Raw genomic sequence first — 20618 nt, forward strand, 5'->3', positions numbered from 1 at the left:
TCGCCGTGGCGGCGGGCCGTGGACCGCGCGCGCCGCGCTCGACGGCACGCACGACACCTCGACCCCGCACGCCGCCGAGCTCGCGCGCGCCGCCGTCGCGGGGGCTCGGGCGGCCGTGGCCGACGACCTGTCGTGGCGGCGCCCCCGCGCGGCCGCCCGGGAGCTGGAGCACGAGCTCGACGCCGTCGAGCGTGCCCTCGACGACGCAGGCGTGCCCGGCGTGGCGTCGGGCACGGCCCGCCGTACGACGCTGCGCGCCCAGGCCCGAGCCGCCCTGGCGGGTGGCTGGCGGCTGGCCACGGGGCGCGTCGCCGTGGCGGGTGTCGTCGCCGGCGCCGCCGCGAGCGCCGTCGGGCTCGGTCATGCTGCGTGGGCCACCATGGGCGCGACCGCGGTGCTGCAGGGCAGCACCGCGCGGGCCGCCGTGGTCCGGGCGCTGCAGCGCGGTGCCGGGACCGTCGCGGGCGCCGCGCTCGCCTGGCCGCTGCTCGCGGCTCCGCTGGGGTTCTGGGGCACGGCGGCCGTCGTCGTCGCGCTGCAGACCGTGACCGAGGTCGTCGTGGCGCGGCACTACGGCCTCGCGATGCTCACGATCACGCCCATGGCACTGCTCATGACCTCGCTCGCCCATCCGGCCGCGCCGACGGCGCTCGCGCTGGACCGCGCGGCGGGCACGGTGATCGGCGCCGTGGTGGGCGTGCTCGCCGTCGTGCTCGTGCACGCCCACCGTCGGCCGGTGCCGTCCCCCGTCGTGGGAGGACTGCGGTAGGTCCGCGGTGGGACCCGGTCGGTCCGCCGACCGGGGTCAGACCTCGATCGACTCCAGCATCTCGGTGACGAGCGCCGCGACGGGCGAGCGCTCCGACCGCGTCAGCGTGACGTGGGCGAACAGCGGGTGGCCCTTGAGCGCCTCGATGACGGCCGCCACGCCGTCGTGCCGTCCGACGCGCAGGTTGTCACGCTGCGCGACGTCGTGCGTGAGGACCACGCGGGACGACTGCCCGATCCGCGAGAGCACGGTGAGCAGGACGTTCCGCTCGAGGGACTGCGCCTCGTCGACGATGACGAACGCGTCGTGCAGCGACCGGCCACGGATGTGGGTGAGCGGCAGCACCTCGAGCATCTCGCGGTCGATCACCTCGTCGAGCACCTGCGGCGAGACGAGCGCGCCGAGCGTGTCGTAGACGGCCTGGGCCCACGGGTTCATCTTCTCGGACTCGGAGCCCGGCAGGTATCCGAGCTCCTGCCCGCCCACCGCGTACAGCGGCCGGAAGACGACCACCTTGCGGTGCTGGCCCCGCTCCATGACCGCCTCCAGCCCCGCGCACAGCGCGAGCGCCGACTTGCCGGTCCCTGCACGGCCGCCGAGGGAGACGATGCCGACGCTGTCGTCGAGGAGCAGGTCGATCGCGACGCGCTGCTCGGCGGAGCGGCCGTGGAGGCCGAAGACCTCGCGGTCCCCGCGCACGAGCTGGACGTGCTTGTCGGCGGTGACGCGCCCGAGCGCGGAGCCGCGCGGCGAGTGCACCACGAGCCCCGTGTGGCAGTGCAGCGGCCCGGCCGCCTCCACGACCTCGGGGTCGAGGCCGGCGAGCTCGAGGGACTCGTGCTCCCACAGCGCGCCCATCTGCTCGTCCGACAGGTCGATCTCGCTCATGCCCGTCCAGCCGGAGTCGACGGCGAGCTCGGCGCGGTACTCCTCGGCGCGGAGGCCGACGGCCGACGCCTTGACGCGCATGGGCAGGTCCTTCGACACGACCGTCACGTCGTGCCCCTCCGACGCGAGGTTGGCCGCGACGGACAGGATCCGGGTGTCGTTGTCCCCGAGCCGGAAGCCGGCGGGCAGGACGGCCGGGTCGGTGTGGTTGAGCTCGACGCGCAGCGTGCCGCCCGCGTCGCCGACCGGGAGGGGCTGGTCCAGCGCCCGTGCCGGACGCGCAGGTCGTCGAGCATGCGCAGGGCGCTGCGCGCGAAGTAGCCGAGCTCCGCGTGGTGACGCTTGGCCTCCAGCTCGGTCACCACGACGACCGGCAGCACGACGTCGTGCTCGGCGAACCGCAGGATCGCGCGCGGGTCGCTGAGCAGGACCGAGGTGTCGACGACGAACGTGCGGGTCGTGCTGCCGGGCCCGCCGGACGACGGGCCGGGGTGGGACGTGGGTGACGAACCAGCGGTGGGGGTGGGTGAGGTGCGGACCACGGAGCTCCCCTCCGGCGCGCGGGCGCCGTGCTCTTCCAGGGTGTGGCGGGCTACCGGCCGCTGGGCCGCAGGTGCCACGGCTCAGCAGCGCCGGTGCCGGCCCTCCTGAGCGGAGCGTGAACCCCATCGGCTGGCCTCCCGGAGGGCGGCGATGGTGCCGCCCGTCACCACCGAAACTACGCCTGTGTGATTCGCACCACCAGACCCGCGCCACGTGTCGCGCCAGGTTTAACCCGGAGTTCACCGCCGGCCCGCCCGGCGGACGCCGTCGCGCCCGGATCGCTCAGTGCTCGGCGTGCCGGCGCGGCATGACGAGGGCGCACCCGAGGCCCACGACGAGGACGGCCGCGGTGAGCGCGAGTGTCTGCCCGGCGGCGGTCGCGAAGCCTGGTGGAACGCGGCCGACGCGGCGTCCGCGACCTGCCGCGCCACGTCGTCGGGAACGCCGGTGGGCAGCGGCGGCGCCCCGGCGCCGTCGAGCGACGCCCCCGCCCCGGTGAACCCGTCGACGAACTGCTGGCGGAAGCGCTCGGGCAGGGCCGCGGCCGCGTCCTGCGCCGCCGCGGGCAGCGTCACGGACAGGCGCGCGGTGAGGGTCGCGACGACGGCAGCCGAGCCGACGACCCCGCCGACCTGGCGCGTGGTGTTGAACGCGCCCGCGCCCGCACCCGCGGTGCGGTGGTCGAGCCCTGACGTCGCCAGGTTGGCCAGCGGCGAGAACACGCAGCCCGTCCCGACGCCGAACAGCGTCATCGGGGCGACGACGGTGCCCACCGGGACGTCCGGACCGACGGCCGCCGCGAGCCACGCCACCGCCGCCGCGAGGACGGCGAAGCCCGTCGCGACGACCCACTTCGCGGGCACGCGGTCGGACAGCCTGCCGGCGAGCGGCGCGACGACGCCGGACACGAGCGAGCCCGGCAGGTTGACGAGCGCCGCGTGCAGCGGCGACAGGCCGAGGATCGACTGGAGGAAGAGGGTCAGCGGGAAGAAGATCCCGATCATCGCGAACGAGACCGACATCCCCGCGACGTTCGCGAGCGAGAAGGTGCGCGAGCGGAAGAGGCGCAGCGGCAGCAGCGCCGCGTCCCCGAGCCGGCGCTGCCACCAGACGAACACGCCGAGCACCACGAGCCCGGCGCCGATCACCCCCCACACCGTGACCGGCCCGGTGATCGTGCCCCAGTCGTACGTCTCGCCCTCCTGGAGCCCGAACACGACCGCGAACAGGCCGACGACGGACAGGACGACCCCGACGACGTCGAAGGAGCGCGCGGCGGTCGCGAGGCGGGGAAGGCGCGCGAGACCGAGCCACAGCGCGACGAGGCCGACGGGGACGTTGACGAAGAAGATCCACTCCCAGCCCCAGGTCTCGACGAACACGCCGCCGAGCAACGGGCCGGCGATGGTCGCGACGCCCGCCGTGGCCCCCCACAGGCCCATCGCCGCGCCGCGCTGCGTCGCCGGGAACACGCGCGTGATCATCGCCATCGTCTGCGGGGTCATCAGCGCCGCACCGATCCCCTGCACCACGCGCGCGGCGATCAGCATGCCGATCGTCCCGGACAGCCCGCACCACGCCGACGCGAGCGTGAAGACGACCAGCCCGGCGACGAAGACCGGCTTGGGGCCGTACCGGTCGCCGAGGCGGCCCGCGAGCAGCAGCAGCACGGCGTACGACAGCAGGTACGCGCTGTTGACCCAGCCCACGGCGACAAGGCCCGCGTCGAGCTCGCGCTGGAGGGTGGGGACCGCGATGTTCACGATCGTGGTGTCGACCATGATCATGAAGAAGCCGAGGATGAGCGGCGGCAGGACGCTCCAGGCGCTGCGCCCCTGAAGGTCGACGAGCGGCACGACGCCCGCGCGCGAGGTGGCGGGAGAGGCGGCGGGAGTGGTCACGGGGTCTCCTGGGTGCTGGCAGGGGCGGACGCGCGGAACGACGGACCGGGCTGCTCGGTCCAGCTCAGCGCACCGGAGGCGAGGTCGGCGAGGGTGGCGTCGATCCAGGCGATCTCGGCGTCCGTCCGGTCGAGCTGGAACGTCGCGTCGAGCAGGTAGCGGCGCGGCAGGCCGCGCGAGACGAGGCCGTCGAGGTGCTCGCGCACCCCCGCGACGGCCGCGACGAGCGCGTCGCGCCGCTCGTGCAGGAGCGCGGCCGCGTCGTCCCGTCCGAGGTGGTGCACGAGCGCGAGGCCGACGGGGAACGGCAGGTGCTCGGGCACGACCTCGCGGACGAGCTCGCGCGTGCGTCGCGCGAGCGCGGCGAGCCCGGCGTCCGTGACCGCGTACGTCGTGCGCTCGGGCCGGTTGCCCTCGCGGTCGACGGCGACCGGTTCCACGAGGCCGTCCCGCTCGAGCCGGTCGACGGCGTGGTAGACCGCGCCCGGGGTGAGCCGCGCGAGGCGGTCGTCGCGGCGCCGGCGCAGCGTCGCGAGCATCTCGTAAGGGTGCGAGGGCCCGTCGCGCAGCGTGCTGAGCACGAGCGTCGCGGCGGGGCTGAGCGCAGGAGCGGGCACGTCGTCCTCTTGGGAGGTAGGGGCAGGCGGTCGCCGCCGGGAGCGGCGCTCGCGCGGGAGCTCTCTCGACAGGCGAAGACTCCCGCTCGGAATATTCCGTACGGAGCATACGCCTGCCGTCGGCGGCGCGGCGCGTTACCGTCGGTCCATGACGACCGCGGACCTCCTGGAGCTCGACGCCACCGCGCTCGCCGAGGCACTGCGCGTCGGCGAGACGTCCCCCACCGAGGTCCTGGACGCGACGCTCGGTGCCGCGCGCGCGTGGGCGAACGGGTCGGTGCGTTCGTCGTCCTCGCCGAGGACCTGGCCCGTGCGCAGGCGTCCGCCGCCGAGTCGGCGCTCGTCGCCGCGCGGCGCGACGGGACCGCCGGCGAGCCGGGCGCGCTGCCGCCGTTCCTCGGCGTCCCGTGCCCGGTCAAGGACCTGAACCTCGTCGCCGGCGTGCCGGTGCGCGCCGGATCCGCCGCCCTCGGCACGGTCACGGCCCCGTCGACGACGGCGTCGTGACGCTCCTGCGCGAGGCCGGCACGGTCATGGTCGGCAAGACGAGCACGCCCGAGCTCGGCCTGCCCTGCTACACCGAGCCCGACGTGGGGCCGACCGCGCGCACCCCGTGGGACCTGGGCCGTTCGGCCGGCGGGTCGAGCGGCGGCGCGGCCGCGGCGGTCGCCGCCCGCGTGGTCCCCGTGGCGCACGGCAGCGACGGGGGCGGGTCGATCCGCATCCCGGCGAGCGCGTGCGGCCTCGTGGGTCTCAAGCCGTCGCGCGGACGCGTCAGCCCGGGCCCGGTCGGCGTCGACGGCGCGGGGCTCGCGACGCACGGCGTCCTCACCCGGACGGTGCGCGACACGGCGGCCTTCCTCGACGTGCTGGCGCGTCCGTGGCCGGGCGACACGTTCGTCGCGGGCCCGGTGCCGGGGACGGCGCACCGCGGCGGCACGACCTCGGCCTGGTGGACCGGGGAGGCACCGGGGACGTTCCTCGCCGCGACCGGCGCGGCGACCCGACCGCTGCGGGTGGGGCTCCTCCTCGACCCCGTGATCGCCCCCGACGCCACCGGTGCACCCGGCGTGCGTCGCGGCCGCGCGCGAGGCCGCGGCCCTGCTCGCGTCGGCCGGCACGACGTCGTCGAGCTCGGGCCGCCGTTCGCCGCCGAGCGCTGGGACGCGTTCGCCGCGCTGTGGTCCGTCGGGGCGCTGCTCGCGCCGGTGCCCGCCGAGGACGAGCACCGGCTCGTCCCGCTGACCCGTTGGCTGCGCGAGCGCGGCCGCGCGGCCACCGGCGCGCAGTACGCGACCGCGGTCGCCGACGTGCAGCGGCTCACGCGCGACGTCGCCGCCGCGTGGGCGGACGTCGACGTCGTCCTGTCCCCGACGCTCGCCCAGCCGCCCGCGCCGGTGGGGTCCCAGCGCCTCGACGACGACCCCGCCGCCGACTTCGCCGCGCAGACCGCCTTCACGCCGTGGACCAGCCTGTGGAACCTCACCGGCCGACCCGCCGTGAGCCTCCCCCTCGGCGAGGCCGTCGTGACGGACGGATCCGGCACGACGACGACCCTGCCCGTCGGGGTGATGCTCGGCGCCGCGCACGGCGCGGACGCGCTGCTGCTCGCGCTCGCGGCACGCCTCGAGGAGGCCGCGCCCTGGGCCCACCGCCGGCCGCCGGAGCACGCATGACCGCGTACGTCGCCCTGCTGTTCGCCGTCAACGTCGGGGGACGCTCGGTCCCCTCGACCGCGCTGCGCGCGCTGTCCGCCGAGCTCGGGTTCGCGGGCGGCCGCACCGTGGTCAACAGCGGGAACCTCGTCGTCGCCGCGGGCTCCTCGGGAGCCACGTCGGCCGACGACGTCGGCCGCCTCGTGCGTGCGGGCGTCGCCGAGCGCTTCGGCGTCGACGCCACGGTCGCGGTGCTCGCCACGGAGCGCCTGGCGGAGGTGCTCGAGGCGAACCCGTTCACCGGCACCGCGCGCGAGACCCCGGCCCGCGTGCAGGTGCTGGTCGGCGAGCGCGACGTCGACGCGGACGGCGTCGCGCGCCTCGCCGCCGAGCACGCCGGACCGGAGGAGATCGCCGCCGCGCAGGGCGTGCTGTACGTCACCTACCCGGACGGGATCGGCCGGTCGCGGCTCACCACGACAGCGCTCGCGCGCGCCGCGGGCACGCCGGTGACGGGCCGGAACTGGAACACCGTCACGCGGCTGCTGGCGACGGCGCGCGAGGTCGAGGCGCCGGGGTCCTGAGGCGAGGCACGCCGGCGGTGTGGGCGACCGCACCCCGGACGGGCCGGGCATCGCGACGGTGCGCCGCGTAAGATCGTGGGCGGTGTGCCGGGAAGTCTGGTCGGCGTCTCGTCCGCGACCCGTGAGGCCGCCTCCCCTCCCGACACCAGGAGAACCATGACTGCTGCGTCCCCCGCCACGTCCCCGTCGTCGTCCGCCCCCGGCCCTCTGCGGCGGTGGGCGAGCCGCGAGACGACCGGAGGGGCGCTCCTCATCGGGGCAGCGCTCCTCGCCCTGCTGTGGGCGAACTCCCCGTGGCGCGAGGCGTACGAGACGCTGTCGAGCACGGTCGTCGGCCCGTCCTCCCCGCTGCACCTCGACCTGTCGCTGTCGGCCTGGGCGGCCGACGGCCTGCTCGCGATCTTCTTCTTCGTCGTCGGCGTCGAGCTCAAGCAGGAGTTCGTCGCCGGGAGCCTGCGCAACCCGAAGCAGGCCGGCGTGCCGATGCTCGCCGCCGTCGGCGGGATGGCGGTGCCGGCGATCATCTTCACCGCCGTCCTGCTCGTCACCGGCGACACCAGCGCGCTGCACGGCTGGGCGATCCCGACGGCGACCGACATCGCGTTCGCGCTCGGCGTGCTGGCCGTCTTCGGCCGCGGCCTGCCCGTCGCCATCCGCACCTTCCTGCTCACGCTCGCCGTCGTCGACGACCTGCTCGCGATCGTCATCATCGCGATCTTCTACACGGCCGACCTCCAGTGGGCCTACCTCGGCCTCGCGCTCGTCGCCGTCGCGCTGTACGCCGTCCTCGTGCGGATGCGGCGCACGCGATGGTGGCTGCTGCTGCCCGTCGCCGCGGTGGCGTGGGCGTTCATGCACGAGTCGGGCGTGCACGCCACGATCGCCGGCGTGCTGCTCGGCTTCACGGTCCCGGCCCTCGCGGTCCACGGCGAGAGCGAGTCCCGCACGCACCGGTTCGAGCGCACGATCCGGCCGTTCTCGCAGGGGATCGCGCTGCCCGTCTTCGCGTTCTTCGCGGCGGGCGTGTCCATCGTCGGCGGCGAGACGCCGGTCGGCGAGGTCCTCACGCAGCCCGTCGTGCTCGCGATCGTCCTGGGGCTCGTCATCGGCAAGCTCGTCGGCGTGCTCGGCGTGACCGCGCTCGTCACGCGCTTCACCCCGTTGCGGCTCGCGTCCGGCATCGGCGTGCGCGACCTGCTGCCCGTCGCGCTCCTCGCGGGCATCGGGTTCACCGTCTCGCTCCTCATCGCCGAGCTGTCGTTCCCCGACGCCGAGCACACCGACGGCGCGAAGATCGCGATCCTCGCCGCCTCCACGCTCGCCGCCGCCCTCGCCGCGTTCGCGCTGCGCTGGGACGCGCGCCGTGCCCGGACGAACGACATGAACCGCGACGACCTGCCCGACGACGTCACGGACTTCATCGGCGACGCGAAGGACCGCCTCGAGCACTGAGCGCTCGCCGGGACGCCGCCCGGCGCGGCATGATCGTCGTGGACCGCGCGGCACCGAGGCCGCGCGGACGGTGCGCCGCCGTCCACCACCCCCGGGCGGCGGCCCGACGAGGAGGTCGCGCCATGAGCCTGACGAGCCCGCCCGCTCCCCCACCCGTGCGCCACGGCCTCGACAAGGTCGTCGCGTCCGCGGCCGACGCGGTCGCCGACGTGCCGGACGGCGCCTCGCTCGCCGTCGGCGGGTTCGGCCTGTGCGGCAACCCGGTCGCGCTCATCGAGGCGCTGCTCGCGCAGGCACGCGCGACCTGTGGGTCGTGAGCAACAACTGCGGCGTCGACGACTGGGGCCTGGGCCTCCTGCTCGGTGCCGGCCGGATCCGGAGGATGACGAGCTCCTACGTCGGGGAGAACAAGGAGTTCGAGCGGCAGTTCCTCTCCGGCGAGCTCGAGCTCGAGCTCACGCCGCAGGGCACCCTCGCGGAGAAGCTGCGCGCCGGGGGCGCCGGGATCGCGGGGTTCTGGACGCGCACGGGCGTGGGCACGCAGGTCGCCGAGGGCGGGCTGCCGCAGCGGTACGACGGCGCGGGCGGCGTCGCGCGGGCGAGCTCGCCGAAGGAGGTCCGCACGTTCGGCGTCGGGCCGCGCCGGCCCGACGGGTCCTTCACGGCGGAGGCGGAGTTCGTGCTCGAGGAGGCGATCACGACGGACTTCGCGCTCGTCCACGCGCTGCGCGGCGACCGGCACGGCAACCTCGTGTTCCACCGCTCGGCCCGCAACTTCTCCCCGCTCGCCGCGACGGCGGGACGGGTGTGCGTCGCCCAGGTCGAGGAGCTGGTCGAGCCGGGCGAGATCGACCCCGACGCCGTCCACCTGCCCGGCGTGTTCGTGCACCGGGTCGTCGAGGTCGGGCCCGACGCGCCGAAGCGGATCGAGCGCCGCACCGTCCGGGCGGACGCCCCGGCGACGACGACCGCCCGGCCCGCCCCCGCGGCGTCGGGCACCACGCCCGCCGTCCCGCCGACGACGGGGGCATGAGATGGCCCTCACCCGCGACGAGATGGCCGCGCGCGCCGCGCGCGAGCTCCAGGACGGCTGGTACGTCAACCTCGGCATCGGGCTGCCGACGCTCGTGCCGAACCACGTCCCGGCCGGCCGCCACCTCGTGCTCCAGTCGGAGAACGGGATCCTCGGCGTCGGCCCCTACCCCACCGAGGACGAGGTCGACCCCGACCTCATCAACGCGGGCAAGGAGACCGTGACACTCCTGCCGGGGGCGTCGGTCTTCGACTCGGCGACCAGCTTCGCCATGATCCGCGGCGGCAAGATCGACGCGGCCGTGCTCGGCGGCATGCAGGTCTCCGCGGCGGGCGACCTCGCCAACTGGATGATCCCCGGCAAGATGGTCAAGGGCCCCGGGGGCGCGATGGACCTCGTCCACGGCGCGGCGCGCGTCATCGTGCTCATGGAGCACGTCGCGCGCGACGGGTCCCCGAAGATCCTGCGCACCTGCTCGCTGCCGCTCACGGGCCGAGGCGTCGTGCACCGGGTCGTCACGGACCTCGCGGTGGTCGACGTGACGCCCGACGGCCTCGTGCTGCGCGAGACGGCGCCCGGCGTGAGCGTCGACGAGGTCCGCGCCGCCACGGAACCCGAGCTGCTCGTCGCGCTCGACCCGGCCCCGCTCGCGGCGTCGGGGACCGCCACGCCCGGCCCGGGTGCCGCCGGAGTAGCGTGAGGTGCACCGCGGCGCCGCACCCCTCGGCGCCGTCGCCGACACCGCCGTCCGCACCCCTGGAGGTCCCGTCATGAGCACCGCTCCTCTCGCGCCCGCGCGTCCCGACGACGTCGTGGTGGTCGCCGCCGCCCGCACCCCGCAGGGGCGCCTGCGCGGGGCCCTCGCCCCGCTGAGCGCCGTCGAGCTCGGCGCGGTCGCCGCACGCGCGGCCCTCGAGCGTTCCGGCCTGGGCGCCGACGTCGTCGACGCCGTGGTCGTCGGTCAGGTGCTCCAGGCGGGCGCCGGCCAGAACCCGGCCCGGCAGACCGCGGTGGGCGCCGGTGTCGGCTGGGACGTGCCCGCCGTGACCGTGAACAAGGTGTGCCTGTCGGGGCTCACCGCCGTGATCGACGGCACGCGGCTGATCCGCTCCGGCGAGGCCGAGGTCGTGCTCGTCGGCGGCCAGGAGTCGATGACGAACGCGCCGCACCTGCTGCCGGGCGCGCGCGCCGGCTTCGCCTACGGCGACGCGACGCTCGCCGACGCGGTGGCGCGGGACGGCCTCACGGACGCCTTCGACCGGGAGTCGATGGGCCTGTCGACGGAGCGGACCAACACGGGTGACGTGTTCGTGTCCCGCGAGGAGCAGGACGCGGTCGCGGCCGCCTCGCACCGGCGCGCCGCGGCCGCCTGGAAGGACGGCCTGCTCGACGCGGAGCTCGCCCCGGTGAGCGTGCCGCAGCGCCGCGGGGAGCCCGTCGAGGTGCGCGAGGACGAGGGCGTGCGTCCGGACACCACCGTCGAGGCGCTCGCGCGGCTGCGGCCGGCGTTCGACCCCGAGGGGACCATCACCGCGGGCAACGCGTCGCAGATCTCCGACGGCGCGGCGGCGCTCGTGCTCACGACGCGCGTCCGGGCCGAGCGCGAGGGCTGCCCCGTGCTCGCGACCGTCCGCACGTGGGGCCAGGTCGCCGGGCCCGACACGTCGCTGCACTCGCAGCCGGCGCGCGCGATCCGGCAGGCGCTGGACCGCGCGGGCTGGGACGTCGGCGACCTCGACGTCGTCGAGATCAACGAGGCCTTCGCCACGGTCGTCGCGGTCTCGACGCGCGTGCTCGACGTCGACCCGGAGGTCGTCAACGCCCAGGGCGGGGGCATCTCCCTCGGGCACCCGATCGGGGCGTCCGGGGCGCGGCTCGCCGTCCACGCGGCGCACGAGCTCGCGCGGCGTGGCGGCGGGCGGGCCGCGGTGGGCCTGTGCGGGGGAGGCGGCCAGGGCGAGGCGCTGCTGCTCGAGGCCTGAGGCTCCTCGGCGGACGGGCGGACGGGCGGACGGGCGGACGGGCGGTCAGTCCTGCACGACGGTCGTCCCGTCGCCGCCGTCGTCGACCGCGGGCGCGGGCCGGACTCGTACTCGACCCGGTTGCCGTTGCCGCTCGTGCGGACGTCGTCGACGCCGCCCGTCGAGACGCTCGCCCCGTGCCCGGAGATCAGCACCGTCCCGACGTGCCCTCGACGTCGACCACCGCGTCGTTCCCGGAGATCTCGAGGCTCTCCAGCTCGTCCGTCTCGACGTCGACGTCGTTGCCGTGCCCGGTGACGATCACGGACAGGCAGTCGCCGACGACGTCCACGCCGTTGTCGTTGCCCGTGATCTCGACGGCACCGCCCGCGCAGTCGAGGTCGACGTCGCGCGTGCCGTGCTCGGCGTACACCTGCCGGTCCGCGGGGTCGCGGGCTCCGTCGCCGGTCCCGGGATCCTCGCCGACGGCGTCGTCGTCGGCGTCGGCACGGTCGTCCGGTGCCGACGTCGTCACCGTCTCGGTCACCGTCGCGGTGGGCCCCTCGGGGTCGGACGAGCCGCAGGCGGACGTCGCGAGCGCGAGGAGCAGGCCCGCCGTCGCGGCGGTCACGGTCGTCAGGGGTCGGCGCACCCGGTCAGCGTAGGAAGCCGGCCCCCGCGACGCAGCACGAGGCACCGCCGGCACGGCGTCCCGTGGCGCGCGTCACACGGGCGGGGCGTGACGTTCGAGGAACGAGAAGACCTCGGTCTGGTCCACGCCCGGGAAAGCGCCCGCGGGCATGGCCGCGAGCATCGACGCGTGCGGGCGCGCGCTCGGCCACGCCTGGCCGGCCCAGCGCTCGGCGAGCTGCTCCGGCGGGCGGCGGCAGCACGCCTCGTCGGGGCAGCGCGACGCCAGCCGCCGCGTGGTGTCGCGCCCGAGGAACCACCGCACGTGCGCGAACGGCACGCCCACGCTCACCGAGAACAGCCCGTCCGCGCCGTCCTGGACGCGGCTCGTGCACCAGTACGTGCCGGCCGGGGTGTCGGTGTACTGGCTGAAGGGGCTGAGCCGGTCCTCGGCGTCGAAGATCGTGCGCGCCGTCCAGCTGCGGCACACGTGCTGGCCCTCCACGGCGCCGAGGGCGTCCGCGGGGAAGCGCACGCCGTCGTTCTCGTACGCCTTGTGGATCACACCCGAATCGTGGACCTTCATGAAGTGCACGCCGATGCCGAGGTGGCGCGTGGCGAGGTTGGTGAAGCGGTGCGCGGCGGTCTCGTAGGAGACGGCGAACGCGTCCCGCAGGTCCTCGATGGAGATCGCGCGCGCGTCCTTCGCGGCGCGCAGCGCCTTCACCGCGGCCCGCTCCGGCAGCAGGATCGCGGCGGCGAGGTAGTTCGCCTCGACGCGCTGGCGCAGGAACTCGCCGTACCCCTGCGGCTCGGCGTGCCCGAGGACGTACGGGGCGAGAGCCTGCAGGAGCGCCGACGTCGGGTTGGACCGTCCGCGCATCCGGTCGCTCGGCAGGTACACGCGCCGGTGCCGCAGGTCGAGCACGGAGCGCGTGGAGTGCGGGACGTCGGGCACGTGGTGGAGCGTGAAGCCGAGGTGCGCGGCGACGTCGGCGGCGACGCGCTGCGGCAGCGGCCCGCCCGTGTGCCCGACCCCGGCGAGCAGCTCGGCGGCCGCGCCCTCCAGCTCGGGGAAGTAGTTGTCCTGCGCCCGCATCGTCGCGCGCAGCTCGACGTTGGCGCGCCGGGCCTCCTCCGGGGTGGCGGCGCGCTCGGTGTGCAGGCGCTCGAGCTCGCGTCGCAGCGCGACGATCGTCTCCAGCGCGTCCGTGGGCAGCGACTTGCCGACGCGCACGGGCCGCAGCCCGAGCGACTCGAAGAGCGGCCCGCGCTGGGCGCGTTCCAGCTCGATCTCCAGCGCGTCGCGGCGTGAGGGCGGTTCCGGCGAGAGGACGTCGTCCAGGCTCGCGCCGAGCGCACGGGCCACGGCCTGGAGCTGGCTGAACCGTGGCTCGCGGCGGCCGTTTTCGAGGAGGGAGACCTGCGACGGCGCGCGGCCGATCGCCGCGCCGAGCTCTTCGAGCGTCATGCCGCGGACGGTGCGCAGGTGCCGGATGCGGCGGCCGATCGTCAGCGCGTCCGGCTCGCGCTCGAGCGGGAGCTGCGCACGCTCCGCCGGGCCACCGGGTCTCGTCGTCGGGATTGCCATGACTGACGGTGACACACGTCACTGCTTGCCGACAACAGAAGATCCGCGTTTCTTTCGCTCAGGAGGTCCTTGAGCACGGCACCCGGCCGGCACGAAGGTCGATCCACGACCTCGTCGAGGTCCCGCCACGACCGGCCCGCGCGACGCGGCCGGCACAGCACCAGGAGGACTTCCGTGAACAGGCCCACCATCGTCAGCCGTCGCTCCCCGTCCGAGTACGCGGGTGGCTCCCGCCGCCTCTCCCCCGCCGGTCCGGGCGCCATGCCGGGGCCGGCGGGCCGCCCGGGCCGCGCGCGCCCCGGGGACCAGACGCAGACCGCCGAGGAGATCGAGAGCGCGTGGGCCACGGACCCCCGCTGGTCCGGGCTGCGGCGCGACCACAGCGCTCAGGACGTCGTCGCGCTGCGCGGGTCCGTGCGCGAGGAGCACACGCTCGCACGTCGCGGCGCCGAGCGGCTCTGGGAGCTGCTGCACACCGAGGACTGGGTCCCCGCGCTCGGCGCGTACACCGGCAACCAGGCCGTGCAGCAGGTGCGCGCCGGGCTCCGGGCGATCTACCTGTCGGGGTGGCAGGTCGCCGCCGACGCCAACCTCTCCGGCCAGACCTACCCCGACCAGTCCCTGTACCCCGCCAACTCCGTGCCCGCCGTCGTCCGCCGCATCAACAACGCGCTGCTGCGCGCCGACCAGGTCGAGACGGCGGAGTCCGGGCGGCCGGAGCGGGACTGGCTCGCCCCCGTCGTCGCCGACGCCGAGGCCGGCTTCGGCGGACCGCTCAACGCCTACGAGCTCATGCACGCGATGATCGCCGCAGGTGCCGCCGGCGTGCACTGGGAGGACCAGCTCGCGTCGGAGAAGAAGTGCGGCCACCTGGGGGGCAAGGTGCTCGTCCCGACGGCGCAGCACGTGCGGACGCTGAACGCGGCCCGGCTAGCGGCCGACGTCGCGGGCGTGCCGACGGTCGTCGTCGCCCGCACGGACGCGCTCGCCGCGGACCTGCTGACGTCCGACGTCGACGAGCGCGACCGCCCCTTCCTCACGGGCGAGCGGACGGCGGAGGGCTACCACCGCGTGCGCCCGGGCTTCGACGCGGTCGTCGCGCGCGGCCTCGCGTACGCCCCGTACGCCGACCTGCTCTGGGTCGAGACCGGCACGCCGGACCTCGACCTCGCGCGGCGCTTCGCCGAGGCGGTGCACGCCGAGCACCCGGGCAAGAAGCTCGCCTACAACTGCTCGCCGTCGTTCAACTGGCGCCGGCACCTCGACGACGCCCAGATCGCCGGCTTCCAGAAGGAGCTGGCCGCGATGGGCTACGCCTTCCAGTTCATCACGCTGGCCGGCTTCCACGCCGTCGCGCACTCGATGTTCGAGCTCGCGCGCGGCTACCGCGAGCGCGCCATGAGCGCCTACGTCGAGCTGCAGGAGGCCGAGCTCGCCGCCGAGGCCGACGGGTACACCGCCACCCGCCACCAGCGGGAGGTCGGCACGGGGTACTTCGACCGGGTCGCGACGGCTCTGAACCCCGACGCCGCCACCCTCGCCCTCGCCGGCTCCACCGAGACCGCCCAGTTCCACTGACCAGCTCGCGAGGTAGAACCGGAGGCGTCGAGGTAGAGCTCGCGGAGCTCTACCTCGACGCCGGGGGTTCTATCTCGCGGACCGACCGCCCGGAGCAGACATGTCCACCCTCAGCACCACCACCACGCCGACCCCACCGAACACCTCCACCACGCCTGCGGCCCCGGCCAGCCACGCGCCGTCGGGCGCCCTGCGCGTCCAGGGCGCGCTCGGCCCGCGCTACCGCGACTCCTCACGCCCGAGGCCCTGGACTTCCTCACCCTGCTGCACGACCGGTTCCTCTCCCGCCGCCACGAGCTGCTCCTCGACCGGCAGCAGCGGCGCCAGGAGGTCGCGGACGGGATCGACCCCGACTTCCGCGCGGCGACCCGCCCGGTCCGCGACGACCCGACGTGGCGCGTCGCCGGCTCGGCCGGTGCACCCGGGCTGGAGGACCGGCGCGTCGAGATCACCGGCCCCACCGACCCGAAGATGACGATCAACGCGCTCAACTCGGGCGCGAAGGTGTGGCTCGCGGACGCGAGGACGCGTCGTCGCCCACGTGGCGCAACGTCGTCGAGGGGCAGCTCGCGCTGCACGACGCGATCCGCGGGACGCTCACGCACACCACGGCCGAGGGCAAGCAGTACCGCCTGCGCTCGACCACGCTCACCGACCTGCCGACCATCGTCTTCCGCCCGCGCGGTGGCACCTCGTCGAGAAGCACCTGACCTACGTCGACCGGGCCGGCATGAGCGTGTCCGCGTCGGCGTCGCTCGTCGACGCGGGGCTGTACCTGTTCCACAACGCGCGCGAGCTCGTCGAGCGCGGGCGCGGGCCGTACCTGTACCTGCCGAAGCTCGAGGGGTACCGCGAGGCGCGGCTGTGGAACGACGTGTTCCTCCTCGCCCAGGAGCATCTCGGGCTCCCGCGGGGCACCGTCCGCGCGACCGTGCTCATCGAGACGCTGCCCGCCGCGTTCGAGATGGAGGAGATCCTGCACGAGCTCCGCGAGCACTGCGCCGGCCTCAACGCCGGCCGCTGGGACTACCTGTTCTCCGTCATCAAGGAGTACCGCGCCCGCGGCGAGACGTACGTGCTGCCCGACCGCGCGCAGGTCACCATGACCGCGCCGTTCCTGCGCGCGTACACCGAGCTGCTCGTCGCCACGTGCCACCGGCGGGGCGCGCACGCGATCGGCGGGATGAGCGCGTTCATCCCGGACCGCCGCCGGCCCGACGTCACCGCGCGCGCCGTCGAGCAGGTGCGCGCCGACAAGCGCCGCGAGGCGACGGACGGGTTCGACGGGACGTGGGTCGCGCACCCCGACCTCGTCGACGTCGCGCGGGCCGAGTTCGACGCGGTGCTGGGCGACGCGCCGCACCAGGTGGCGCGGCAGCGCGACGACGTGCGCGTCGGGCAGCACGAGCTGCTCGACGTCGGCTCGGCCCGCCGGGACGGTGCGGGCGTGACGGCGGCCGGGCTGCGCTCGAACGTCTCGGTCGCCGTGCGCTACGTGGAGTCCTGGCTCCGCGGCGTGGGCGCCGCGGCGATCGATCACCTCATGGAGGACGCCGCGACCGCGGAGATCTCCCGGTCCCAAGTCTGGCAGTGGATCGCGTCGGGGACCCGCACGGAGAACGGTGTGCCGATCACCCGCGCACGCGTGGAGGCGCTGCTCGCCGAGGTCGTCGAGGACCTGCCCCGCCCCGCGGGGAACCGCGTCGACGACGCCGCCGCGGTGTTCCGCGCCGTCGCGCTCGGCGACGACTTCCCGACGTTCCTCACGGTCGGGGCGTACTCCCGGTTCCTCGTGGGCTCGGACGTCGACCAGCCCTGACCCGACGGCGGCCTCGCCCGTCCCGGCGGCACCACCGGGACGGGCGAGGCCGCGTCGCCGTCGAGAGGCACCTCGGCGGTGTGGGAGGATCCGCTCGCGCGCCGCACGTCGAGGTCGACCGGGCGAGCACGTTATCTCGCCGAGCCACGGAGCCGCACGTGAGCGACCTCTTCGCCCCGCCGACCCGACAGTCCGCGCCCCCTGCGCTCGAGCCGTTCGCGCCACCGCGGGCACCGTCGCCCCCACCGCCCCTGCCCCCGCTCCCGGCGCGCGGGCCCTCGGCGACGACGGTCGGGGTCGTCACCGCGGTCGTCGGCCTCGCGCTCGGCGTGGGGGCCGGGGTCTGGCTCGGTCGGACGGTCCCCGGCCCGACGGACGCGACGCCCGCCGTCGAGACGACCGGCCAGGCTCTCGACGACACGCTCGACGAGTCCACCGACGAGACGCCCGACCCGGCGACCGAGGAGGGCACCTCCGGTGCCGACCACGTGCGGGCGCCGCGCGCGACGTCGGAGCCGGGCGTCGTCGTCGACCGCGCCGACCCGGCGGACTACCCGGACGGCGGCGGGCCCACGGACCCCTGGCCGTTCGACGCGGCCTACACGGGCGACCGGTGGGACATCGAGGTCGGGACGCCGTGGCACGGCACGGCCCCGGTGCTCGCGCACGACCCGGCCAACGTCGGCCCCCCGGACGGCAGCCAGTACTGGATCGTGCCCGTCGCGGCGACCTACACCGGGCACCTGCCCTCTGCCGACCCGTCCGACCAGGTCGACGTCGTGTTCGTCGACCCGTCCGGCGTGGTGCACTCCGACGGGTGCGGGGCCGTCCCGGCCGCGCTCGCCAACGCTCCCGACGTCGCGCCCGGCGAGACGGCCGAGGGGCGCCTGTGCGTGACCGTCCCCCTCGGGGCCGACGGGATCTGGAGGGTCACCGTCGGCGGGTCGATGCCCATCTACCTGTCCACGGAGAGTTGACGATGACCCCGCCACCTGCCCCGGCCGTGCAGGCCGACGCGCGCACCGATCCCTTCCAGGTCTCTCCGCCGCCCCCGAGCGGACGGCCTCGACCGCCGCAGCGGCGGCCCACTACGACGCGACGGCGCGTCGTAGTGGGCACGCTGTCCGGCGCGGCCGCGTTCGTCGTCGCCGCGACGCTGTCCTTCGCCGTGTCGTACGCCGTCGAGAACGGCGAGGCGCTGCTGGTGTCGCCCGACGACCTCGCGGAGGGGACCTGGGACGACGACGCGTGGTCCGAGGTCTGGGCGGACTCGTCCGCGCCCGGCACGCTCGACGACCCGTGGCCCGTCGGCGTCACGGTCTACGCCCCGGTGTGGGACGTCACGCTCGGCACCCCCCGCGACGCGACCGCCGAGATCCTTGCCGCCGACCCGGCGAACGTGCCTCCCCCGGACGGCACGGAATACTGGGTCGTCCCCGTCGCGGCGTACTTCTGGGGCGACGGGAGCGCGAGCGTCGAGAACGGCGAGGCGGTCCGCCTCACCTTCGTCGACACGACGGGTGTCGAGCACACCGCGACGTGCGGGGCGGTTCCGGGTGAGCTCGTCACGACGGGCGCCGTGACCTGGGAGACGACGCTCGTCGGGTCCCTGTGCGTCGCCGTGCCCGCCGGCGCCGACGGGGTGTGGCGGCTCGCGCCCGGCGACGTGCCGCCCGTGCACCTCGAGGCCGCGGACTGAGACCGCCACGCACGTCGACGCCCGACCCGGCAAGCCGTGCTCACCCCTCGCTCTCGTCGTCCGCGGGCTCCCGGGTGGAGCGGTTCGCCTCGAGGGCGCGCTCGATGTCGAGCACCATCGCGCCGGCAGCCAGGTAGTCGTCGCCCGTCCCGTGCGACCGCTCGTGCGCCAGGGACGTGCGCAGCGCGTGCACGGCCTCGTACGCCGGGCCGCGGTCCGCGTCGTCCCCGTCGCGGACCACGACGGCGAGCGCGCTCAGCGCCTCGCCTGCCGGGTGCCGCAGGTGCGCGCCGAGCACCTGGTTGTCGACGTCCTCGCGCTCCCCCTCGGTGAGGATCCGCACGAGGTCGGTGACGACCGACGTCGTCATGAGCAGGCGCTCGGACCGGTTCTGCTGCCGCTGCAGCCGTTCCCGGTTCCGCCGGGCGCGGATGTTGAGCTGCTGCGCCTCGCGCGCGTGGTCGACCGCCTGGCGCGCGCCGTCGACCGCCGGGTCGACGGCGCGACGACGCTCCTCCCACTCGTCGGCGCGCGGTGCCCGGTCGCCGTGCAGCCGCCCGCGAGCGCCTCCAGCTGGTCGGCGAGCACGTCGCGGAGCTGGTCGAGCGCGGCCTCGGACGGGCCGAGCGGCAGCGGCGGGGCGACGAGGTTCACGAGCACGCCGACGGCGGCACCGAGGACGACGAGTCCGAGGAACGCGAGGATGTAGTCCGACTGGTCCTGCGTGCCCCCGATGACGAGCACGAACAGCGCCGACGTCACCGTCCACTGGCTCATGTCCCCGAGGGTGCGCCACGCGGCGAGGAGGCTCGCCACGATGACCGTGACCGCGATGGTCAGCGAGTCGACCGGCAGCAGCCGGTCCAGCAGCGCCGCCGCCGTGGCGCCGACGACGATCGCGAGCGTCGCCCGGATCGACTGCCCCACGGACCGCGACGCCGTCGACGACGTCGCGACCACGGCCCCGAGCGGCGCGTAGTACCGGTAGTCGGCGAACGGGTCGGGCACGGCGAGGGCCAGCAGCCACGCCACCCACCACGCCAGCCCCGCGGCGATGCCGGTGCGGAACGCCGTCGACCAGGTGGGCTGGTGCACGGAGAGGGTGCGTACCACGCTGGAGGCCCTGCGCCGGAGCGCGGTCGACGCGTCGGGCGCGGTACGGATGGTCGGCATGGCCCCATCCTGCGAAGAGTCGCGGAGGCTCGCAGGCCGGGTGCAGCGTGGCGTGGCACACGTCGCGTGTCCTCAGCGGCGGACGCCGCTCAGCCCCTCCCACTCGTCGTCGGTGAGCAGGCGCGACCGGATGAGGAACCGCACGCCCTCGGGCGCCTCGACGCTGAAGCCGGCGCCGCGGCCGGGCACGACGTCGATCGTCAGGTGCGTGTGCTGCCAGTACTCGAACTGGGCGCGGCTCATCCAGACCGGCACGGTGAACGGTTCCCCCGCCGTGGTGCCCGCCGCCGCGCCTGCCTGGGTGTCGACGACGAGGTCGCCGAGGTGGACGTCGGCGTCGGACGTGAGGAAGTCGCCCTGCGGGTAGCACATGGGCGACGACCCGTCGCAGCAGCCGCCGGACTGGTGGAACATCAGCTCGCCGTGGGTCGTGCGCAGCCTCGCGAGCAGCGCGGCGGCGGCGTCGGTCAGCGCGACCCGCGCGGGTGGCGCGACGAGATCGGGCGAGCGGGCGTCGTCGGGCACGGGGACCTCCTGGCGGGGACGGACGAGAACGACGTCGCTCGCTGCCGAGCACGAGGTCGGTGCCGTGATGACGCTCAGAACGACGTCAACCCCGTGCTCGGCGGCGGGCGGGACCCCGTGAGCGCGACGTGACCGATGCCGTCGCCGAGGAGGACGCGCCGCCGCTGCACGAGGTACGTGCCGACCACGGGCGCGGACAG

The 20618-nt window shown here is 75.5% G+C and carries 19 protein-coding genes and 3 pseudogenes; 12 read left to right on the forward strand and 10 right to left on the reverse strand.

Annotation, left to right across the window (positions count from 1 at the left end):
* On the forward strand, positions 1-769 hold a 769-nt coding region (locus tag BJF88_RS12655), incomplete at its 5' end, for an FUSC family protein (RefSeq protein WP_139316059.1).
* Positions 770-805: 36 nt separating this feature from the next.
* Here the strand turns inward: BJF88_RS12655 and BJF88_RS12660 are convergent.
* The 4 genes from BJF88_RS12660 to BJF88_RS12670 form a co-directional block, all read right to left on the reverse strand.
* Positions 806-1846 carry a PhoH family protein gene (locus BJF88_RS12660; RefSeq protein WP_369824598.1) on the reverse strand — a complete coding sequence of 347 codons (1041 nt, stop codon included), beginning with the start codon at positions 1844-1846 and terminating at the stop codon, positions 806-808.
* A complete protein-coding gene (locus tag BJF88_RS23685) occupies positions 1762-2199 on the reverse strand; it encodes a PIN domain-containing protein (RefSeq protein WP_369824599.1) in 438 nt (145 codons plus the stop codon). Before BJF88_RS23685 ends, BJF88_RS12660 begins: the two co-directional genes overlap by 85 nt.
* A gap of 240 nt (positions 2200-2439) precedes the next feature.
* The gene (locus tag BJF88_RS12665; protein ID WP_255372003.1) at positions 2440-4101 is read right to left on the reverse strand and encodes a DHA2 family efflux MFS transporter permease subunit; all 1662 of its coding nucleotides are present in this window, start codon (positions 4099-4101) and stop codon (positions 2440-2442) included.
* The gene (locus tag BJF88_RS12670; protein WP_075829067.1) at positions 4098-4718 is read right to left on the reverse strand and encodes a PadR family transcriptional regulator; all 621 of its coding nucleotides are present in this window, start codon (positions 4716-4718) and stop codon (positions 4098-4100) included. The genes BJF88_RS12665 and BJF88_RS12670 overlap by 4 nt, the downstream gene beginning before the upstream one ends.
* 261 nt (positions 4719-4979) lie before the next feature.
* Between BJF88_RS12670 and BJF88_RS22225 the strand changes: the two genes are divergently transcribed.
* From BJF88_RS22225 to BJF88_RS12700, 7 genes and pseudogenes are all read left to right on the forward strand, one after another.
* Complete coding sequence (locus tag BJF88_RS22225) at positions 4980-5225, forward strand: amidase family protein (protein ID WP_255372004.1); 246 nt, start codon at positions 4980-4982, stop codon at positions 5223-5225.
* Positions 5222-6394 carry an amidase gene (locus tag BJF88_RS12675; protein WP_255372005.1) on the forward strand — a complete coding sequence of 391 codons (1173 nt, stop codon included), beginning with the start codon at positions 5222-5224 and terminating at the stop codon, positions 6392-6394. Before BJF88_RS22225 ends, BJF88_RS12675 begins: the two co-directional genes overlap by 4 nt.
* Positions 6391-6957 carry a DUF1697 domain-containing protein gene (locus tag BJF88_RS12680; protein WP_075829068.1) on the forward strand — a complete coding sequence of 189 codons (567 nt, stop codon included), beginning with the start codon at positions 6391-6393 and terminating at the stop codon, positions 6955-6957. Before BJF88_RS12675 ends, BJF88_RS12680 begins: the two co-directional genes overlap by 4 nt.
* Positions 6958-7113: 156 nt before the next feature.
* The gene (nhaA, locus tag BJF88_RS12685) at positions 7114-8409 is read left to right on the forward strand and encodes a Na+/H+ antiporter NhaA (RefSeq protein ID WP_075829069.1); all 1296 of its coding nucleotides are present in this window, start codon (positions 7114-7116) and stop codon (positions 8407-8409) included.
* Positions 8410-8531: 122 nt separating this feature from the next.
* A pseudogene (locus BJF88_RS12690) lies at positions 8532-9442 on the forward strand (CoA transferase subunit A).
* 1 nt (position 9443) lies between these two features.
* Positions 9444-10142: a CoA transferase subunit B gene (locus tag BJF88_RS12695; RefSeq protein WP_187346227.1), complete on the forward strand. Its 699-nt coding sequence runs from the start codon at positions 9444-9446 to the stop codon at positions 10140-10142.
* A 70-nt stretch (positions 10143-10212) separates the two neighbouring features.
* Positions 10213-11424 (forward strand): acetyl-CoA C-acyltransferase, encoded by a 1212-nt coding sequence (locus BJF88_RS12700; RefSeq protein WP_075829077.1) that lies wholly within the window; start codon positions 10213-10215, stop codon positions 11422-11424.
* A gap of 187 nt (positions 11425-11611) precedes the next feature.
* Here the strand turns inward: BJF88_RS12700 and BJF88_RS12705 are convergent, their stop codons facing one another.
* Positions 11612-12055: a DUF3060 domain-containing protein gene (locus BJF88_RS12705; RefSeq protein WP_158068938.1), complete on the reverse strand. Its 444-nt coding sequence runs from the start codon at positions 12053-12055 to the stop codon at positions 11612-11614.
* 72 nt (positions 12056-12127) lie between these two features.
* Positions 12128-13624 carry a helix-turn-helix transcriptional regulator gene (locus BJF88_RS12710; RefSeq protein WP_075829071.1) on the reverse strand — a complete coding sequence of 499 codons (1497 nt, stop codon included), beginning with the start codon at positions 13622-13624 and terminating at the stop codon, positions 12128-12130.
* A gap of 261 nt (positions 13625-13885) precedes the next feature.
* Here BJF88_RS12710 and aceA point away from each other — a divergent pair, with 261 nt between their 5' ends.
* From aceA to BJF88_RS12730, 4 genes and pseudogenes are all read left to right on the forward strand, one after another.
* The gene (aceA, locus tag BJF88_RS12715) at positions 13886-15202 is read left to right on the forward strand and encodes an isocitrate lyase (RefSeq protein ID WP_075829078.1); all 1317 of its coding nucleotides are present in this window, start codon (positions 13886-13888) and stop codon (positions 15200-15202) included.
* Positions 15203-15448: 246 nt separating this feature from the next.
* A pseudogene (gene aceB, locus BJF88_RS12720) lies at positions 15449-17021 on the forward strand (malate synthase A).
* A gap of 158 nt (positions 17022-17179) precedes the next feature.
* Positions 17180-17998: a hypothetical protein gene (locus BJF88_RS12725; RefSeq protein WP_075829072.1), complete on the forward strand. Its 819-nt coding sequence runs from the start codon at positions 17180-17182 to the stop codon at positions 17996-17998.
* Positions 17999-18132: 134 nt separating this feature from the next.
* Positions 18133-18720 (forward strand): hypothetical protein, encoded by a 588-nt coding sequence (locus tag BJF88_RS12730; RefSeq protein ID WP_075829073.1) that lies wholly within the window; start codon positions 18133-18135, stop codon positions 18718-18720.
* Positions 18721-18760: 40 nt separating this feature from the next.
* Here BJF88_RS12730 and BJF88_RS12735 read toward each other — a convergent pair whose 3' ends face one another.
* From BJF88_RS12735 to BJF88_RS19175, 4 genes and pseudogenes are all read right to left on the reverse strand, one after another.
* Positions 18761-19090 carry a hypothetical protein gene (locus BJF88_RS12735; RefSeq protein WP_075829074.1) on the reverse strand — a complete coding sequence of 110 codons (330 nt, stop codon included), beginning with the start codon at positions 19088-19090 and terminating at the stop codon, positions 18761-18763.
* On the reverse strand, positions 19087-19815 hold the full coding sequence (locus tag BJF88_RS12740) for an aromatic acid exporter family protein (protein WP_158068939.1): 729 nt from the start codon (positions 19813-19815) through the stop codon (positions 19087-19089). Before BJF88_RS12740 ends, BJF88_RS12735 begins: the two co-directional genes overlap by 4 nt.
* Before the next feature lie 150 nt (positions 19816-19965).
* The gene (locus BJF88_RS12745) at positions 19966-20418 is read right to left on the reverse strand and encodes a DUF779 domain-containing protein (RefSeq protein ID WP_075829076.1); all 453 of its coding nucleotides are present in this window, start codon (positions 20416-20418) and stop codon (positions 19966-19968) included.
* A 113-nt stretch (positions 20419-20531) separates the two neighbouring features.
* Positions 20532-20618 (reverse strand): annotated as a pseudogene (locus BJF88_RS19175) (metal ABC transporter permease); the annotation flags it as partial.

The sequence above is a fragment of the Cellulosimicrobium sp. CUA-896 genome, from assembly GCF_001942335.1.
In the GTDB taxonomy this organism is placed as follows: Bacteria; Actinomycetota; Actinomycetes; order Actinomycetales; family Cellulomonadaceae; genus Cellulosimicrobium.

Bases quoted from the DNA above. Each gene is read 5' to 3' on its own strand.
- BJF88_RS12680 (WP_075829068.1), top strand. From the start codon at position 6,391: ATGACCGCGTACGTCGCCCTGCTGTTCGCCGTCAACGTCGGGGGACGC.
- nhaA (WP_075829069.1), top strand. From the start codon at position 7,114: ATGACTGCTGCGTCCCCCGCCACGTCCCCGTCGTCGTCCGCCCCCGGC.
- BJF88_RS12695 (WP_187346227.1), top strand. From the start codon at position 9,444: ATGGCCCTCACCCGCGACGAGATGGCCGCGCGCGCCGCGCGCGAGCTC.
- BJF88_RS12700 (WP_075829077.1), top strand. From the start codon at position 10,213: ATGAGCACCGCTCCTCTCGCGCCCGCGCGTCCCGACGACGTCGTGGTG.
- BJF88_RS12710 (WP_075829071.1), bottom strand. From the start codon at position 13,624: ATGGCAATCCCGACGACGAGACCCGGTGGCCCGGCGGAGCGTGCGCAG.
- aceA (WP_075829078.1), top strand. From the start codon at position 13,886: ATGCCGGGGCCGGCGGGCCGCCCGGGCCGCGCGCGCCCCGGGGACCAG.
- BJF88_RS12735 (WP_075829074.1), bottom strand. From the start codon at position 19,090: ATGACGACGTCGGTCGTCACCGACCTCGTGCGGATCCTCACCGAGGGG.